This is a genomic window from Streptomyces lancefieldiae, assembly GCF_031845825.1.
GTDB classification, from domain to species: domain Bacteria; phylum Actinomycetota; class Actinomycetes; order Streptomycetales; family Streptomycetaceae; genus Streptomyces; species Streptomyces lancefieldiae.
Map to the genome: position 1 here is coordinate 1 of NZ_JAVRFH010000147.1, position 3874 is coordinate 3874.

At 69.1% G+C, this 3874-nt stretch carries 4 protein-coding genes and 1 pseudogene; all 5 read left to right on the forward strand.

Annotation, left to right across the window (positions count from 1 at the left end):
* Positions 1-243: 243 nt before the first annotated feature.
* Positions 244-1038 (forward strand): hypothetical protein, encoded by a 795-nt coding sequence (locus RM812_RS40875; RefSeq protein WP_311585899.1) that lies wholly within the window; start codon positions 244-246, stop codon positions 1036-1038.
* Positions 1039-1074: 36 nt separating this feature from the next.
* A complete protein-coding gene (locus tag RM812_RS40880) occupies positions 1075-1833 on the forward strand; it encodes a hypothetical protein (RefSeq protein WP_311585901.1) in 759 nt (252 codons plus the stop codon).
* A gap of 267 nt (positions 1834-2100) precedes the next feature.
* Positions 2101-2835, forward strand: coding sequence for a hypothetical protein (locus RM812_RS40885; RefSeq protein ID WP_311585903.1), 735 nt, complete (start codon positions 2101-2103; stop codon positions 2833-2835).
* Between the two features lie 60 nt (positions 2836-2895).
* A complete protein-coding gene (locus tag RM812_RS40890; protein WP_007494377.1) occupies positions 2896-3048 on the forward strand; it encodes a hypothetical protein in 153 nt (50 codons plus the stop codon).
* 53 nt (positions 3049-3101) lie between these two features.
* Positions 3102-3874, forward strand: a pseudogene (locus tag RM812_RS40895) (Eco57I restriction-modification methylase domain-containing protein); the annotation flags it as partial.

Below are 3874 nucleotides of genomic sequence, written 5' to 3' on the forward strand. Positions count from 1 at the left end.
CCCCCCCCCCACGCCCGCGTCGGTTGCGGCGGCGATCCACACCGACACACCCACGACGAATTGCTTAATCGCTTGAATCGCTGTACGTTGCGAGCCGGGTCTCTCCCTGCGCCCTCCCAGCCCCGTCCGGGCATCAGCAAAGGCACAGGAAGGGGCCGCTGGCCACGCACAACAGCATCCCCCCGCCGGCGCATCCGCGGCCCGGCAGGAAACGATCAGGCCACGCAGGCCCTGGAGCAGACGATGATCCCCGCAAACTCGAAGATCAAGCAGACCACGGTCGAAAAGATCGCAAAGCGCTACCACGTGAGCGGCTCGACCGCCGCCTCCTGGACGCTCGAGGAGACCTTCCCGCCGTGCCTCGACAAGGGCTGGGGCAAGACCCAGCTGTACGACGAGGCAGCTGTCGATGAGTGGGTCCTGGAGCACAAGCCGGAGGCCTGGGTGGTGGCTCACCCCAAGCAGAAGGAGAAGGCCACCGCGCTGCCTGCCGGCGGGCCCAAGGACCTTCTTCCTCTCGACCGCATCGGAGTGCTCGAGGGCCGGTTCCTTTCCCGCGAGCCCACGCCGGTCGCGACCCTGCGCACGTACATCTCCCGAGGCGTGCTCGCCCGGCCCGACCGTCGCGCCGGCGACGGAGGCCAGCCCGAGGTCACGGAGGACATGTGGTTCCGCGAGACGGCCTACAACTACATCACCCGTCCGCGCCGGGTCCGGCGCAAGACCGGCAAGAGCGACGGTGAGCGGAGGGAGCCGAGCGAGTTCCTGCGGCGGTACTTCGAGGAGAACCCGGGCCTGCTCACCCTCGAGAAGATCGCCGAGCTCGACGGCAAGGAACAGGGCCGCAGCAAGCCGACCGCCCTGTCCACGATGCGGGCGTACCGGTCTCGCGGCCTGCTGGCGCCCCCGGACCGTCTGCCGAACGACGGCAAGACGCCTGAGGTCGACGAGCCGATGTGGACGCCCGAGTCCGCCCGCCCGTACCTGCTCCGCCCCCTCGGCCGGCGCGGCGCTGCCGCTGCGAAGTCCGACCAGTAGTCCGACGCACTCCCGCCCCGACCCTCAAGGACGTCCATGACCAACCGCCGCATCGACGAAGCGGGGATCAGCGCCCGGTACGGGGTCACGCCGAAGGACACCGCCGTGTGGACCACGCTGGTCAACTTTCCGGCGAGGGGCGAAGACGGTCTGTGGGACGTCGCGCTGGTCGACGCGTGGGTGCAGGCCATGCGGCCGCAGTACTGGCCGCCCCGGCCGGAAACGCCTGCGGCCGGCGCGGTCACCAGCCCCCAGAAAGGCAAGCAGAAGAAGGCCGCGGTCGCGCCCGTCACCGAGACCCGGTCCGAGATGGCCAAGCGGTTCGGCATGACCTTCAACGCGGTGGACGCCTGGACCAAGGCCACGGAACGACGTGACTCCAGCGGCAAGGTCGTGGCGGCCGCGTTCCCCCCGCCAGCGTCGGAGGGGCGGTGGGACGCGAAGGCGGTGGATGCGTGGGTGCGCGTCCACCGGCCCCGCGTGTGGGCGGCCTACGCTGGCGGCGAGCCTCAGTTCGCGAAGCCTCTTCCCGCAGGGGACCCCAGGGACTTGCTCAACATCACCGAGTACGGCGTCATCCGTGGGAACGCGATCAGTGGGAAGCCCGCATCGCGGCGCACCATGCAGTCGTATCTCCTGCGGGGACAGATCGAAGCTCCTGACCGGCGGCCGGGCGACCGCAAGCGCCCGGAGGTATTCGAGCCGATGTGGTATCGGGAGACGATTTACCAGGAGATCCGTAGACGCCTTACACGGGGAAAGTTGCAGGCGGGCGAAAAAGGCGCAGAGGATTAGCAGATTCTCTCTCCCCATCGTTTCTCGCCAAATTGCGCCGGTGAAGGCGAGTCCGTTGTCTTTCAAATTCACCCGCGCCGACCTGGTGGGCTCTGCAGTGATGCGCCGAGCAGTATCCACCCAAACCCGCAAAGTTGCATAATTGGATATACTGCGGTAGCTTGAGGCGGGTCGGCGGGTGAAGCCTCTCCCCGCCTGGCACGAACGAACCACTGCGGTTGCACCGGTCCATGATCTGCGACGGTGCCCCCACCGAGGAGGTCTGCGATGCAGACAGAACCTCGTCTGCCCGCCACCGACGAGTCCGAAGCTCAGGAGTTTCTGGAGCTTCTCGAAGGCGCCCCGTTCACGGCGCCGTACACGGGGCAGGTCGTCGACTGGCTCATCAGAGACAGCACGCTGCACGCCCCAGACGCCTCCCCGGCAGCCCGGGCAGTCGACGCACTGTGGCGCTACGCCGACGGACACGACCTGGGTGCGGGCGAGATCGCCGAGCGCGTGCGGGATGTCGCGCACGCCATGTCCCTGGTAGCGGACGAGCACTACGCGGCAGACCCGAGCCCACGCCGCCCCCGCCCCGTACACGGGCGCAGCGTGCGCAAGCTGTGCGTGGCTGCCGGCCGCCGAAGGAGCCTGGCAGGCCCCGGGCGGACCGTCGTGATCGCGCAGGGCACTCACGGACACACCGTCTACCGCCCTGTAGCACCCTCCGTGCCCCCCGACCGGGCCGGTGAGACACTTCGGCACGAGGTGCTGACGGTGCTCGCCGCCCATGTCCACCTCGCCGACCGCCGCACCTTCCAGGGCAGCGGGGTGGTCGTCGAATGCCGGCACGAGAGCGTCGAGGTCACCTGGTGGTCCCCGGACCTGGAGGCGGAGCCCGATCACTACCATCCCGCCTGGAGCACTGGCGGGGTGCGCCTTCTGTGCTCGGCCCTTCTTCGAGGCGAAGGCATGAAGGTGACCGTCCAGCCCAACGGCGCACTGCTCGTCACACGGTGAGCAGCCCCTCCCACCCTCCTACGCGGACGCCCCGGCCCGCTCACTGTTCAAGGAATCACTATGCGCACTTCGCACCGCTTTCTTCTCGGTCTTGTCCTCGGCACGACCATCACCGTCATCGTCTGGTCCGGCACCGGAAACGCCGAGGCCGCGATCACCCTGGGTGTGGCAGTCCTGGTCCTCGTGTGGCTCGGGCAGTTCATCCTCGACTAGCTCTTCTGAACGATCTTGATGTCACTTCGCTCCCAGTCCTGGACCACAACCCTGTGAACAGCATCCCTCCCTCCGCCCGCGCCTATGAGCGTCTCGTCCAGCGCCTCGCCGACGACGTCGGCACCGCGACTGCGGTCTCCTGGGCCCACGCGACCGCAGTCACCCACCACTGCGTCCGGCACGGCCTGGTCTCCACAACCGAGCCGCCGACCTCACCCGATGCCGTACGCCGGATCCTTGACGAGCTGGCTGGCGCCCACCCCGGGCTCGCCGGTTTCCTCGACCCGCAGGTCGTGCCGCTCTGGACCTCACCGCCCAATACGGCTTCCTGGACAGCCCTCGCCGAGTTCTGGGGAGCAGGGGCTGCCATCGACGACGGGCCGCACCGGGTCGACGGATACCGGCTCGGGGACGCCTACCAGGCGCTGTCGCACGACGCGCGCAGGTCGAGAGCCCTGTGCCAGACTCCGCCGTGGATCGCCGAACTCCTCCTGGAGCTCTCGCTGGAGCCGGCGACCGACGAGGTGGGCCCCCAGAACGTCCGCATGATCGACCCGGCCTGCGGCACGGGGCACATCCTGCTCAGCGCCTTCCGCGCCGCCCGCGTCTACCGCCGCCGCGGCCGCGGGCACGGGGTACCGATCGACGCCCGGGCATCGATCGAGCGCGCTCTGCGGACCGTCCACGGCGTCGACCTGGACCCCTATGCGGTGCTCCTCGCCCGGTACCGGCTGCTCGCCACCAGCGCCTCGATTCTCCGTGGCCGCCTCGACCAGCTGCCGCACTCGTGGCCCGTCCAAGTGGCCTGTGCGAACTCCCTGCTGGA

What these genes read in the sequence shown, in the direction of transcription:
- RM812_RS40875 (WP_311585899.1), top strand. Translation starts at nt 244, where the DNA reads ATGATCCCCGCAAACTCGAAGATCAAGCAGACCACGGTCGAAAAGATC.
- RM812_RS40880 (WP_311585901.1), top strand. Translation starts at nt 1,075, where the DNA reads ATGACCAACCGCCGCATCGACGAAGCGGGGATCAGCGCCCGGTACGGG.
- RM812_RS40885 (WP_311585903.1), top strand. Translation starts at nt 2,101, where the DNA reads ATGCAGACAGAACCTCGTCTGCCCGCCACCGACGAGTCCGAAGCTCAG.
- RM812_RS40890 (WP_007494377.1), top strand. Translation starts at nt 2,896, where the DNA reads ATGCGCACTTCGCACCGCTTTCTTCTCGGTCTTGTCCTCGGCACGACC.